Source organism: Corallococcus sp. AB038B (genome assembly GCF_003668955.1).
In the GTDB taxonomy this organism is placed as follows: Bacteria; Myxococcota; Myxococcia; order Myxococcales; family Myxococcaceae; genus Corallococcus; species Corallococcus exiguus.
Genome location: NZ_RAWO01000155.1, coordinates 1 through 428, shown reverse-complemented (window position 1 = coordinate 428; position 428 = coordinate 1). Strand labels below are relative to the sequence as shown.

The window sequence follows — 428 nt, the reverse complement described above, 5'->3', positions numbered from 1 at the left end:
ACCGTCCACACCATCCTCACGCTGAAGAAGGACAACATCCCCATCGAGTACCGGCTCTTCCGCACGGACGCGAAGAAGGAGTGGCGCATCTACGACGTCATCACCGACGAGGTGTCGCTCGTGGACACGTACAAGGGCCAGTTCCGCAAGCTGCTCGCCGACAAGGGCTTCGACGGCCTGCTCACCACGCTGAAGAGCAAGCGGGCGCAGCTGGAGAAGGAGAACGCCGGCAAGTCCGCCAAGGGCGCCACCGCGACGCCGGCCAAGGCCGAGGGCAGCGCGAACTAGCCCGCGAGTCGGAGTGGTAGCAAGCGAGGCCGGGTGTCCCTCCTACGAGGGGCCCCGGCCTTCGTTCGTTCAGCGGTGGGGCGTCAGTGCCCGCTGGCGAGCTGGTACGTGGCCAGGGTGCCCGCGATGCCCTGTGCCAG

At 67.3% G+C, this 428-nt stretch carries 1 protein-coding gene; it reads left to right on the top strand.

Going from position 1 to position 428, the window contains the following annotated elements; translation table 11 throughout:
- A partial coding sequence (locus D7Y04_RS42855; protein ID WP_147477354.1) for an ABC transporter substrate-binding protein occupies positions 1–288 on the top strand: 288 nt, incomplete at its 5' end.
- Positions 289–428: the final 140 nt, after the last annotated feature.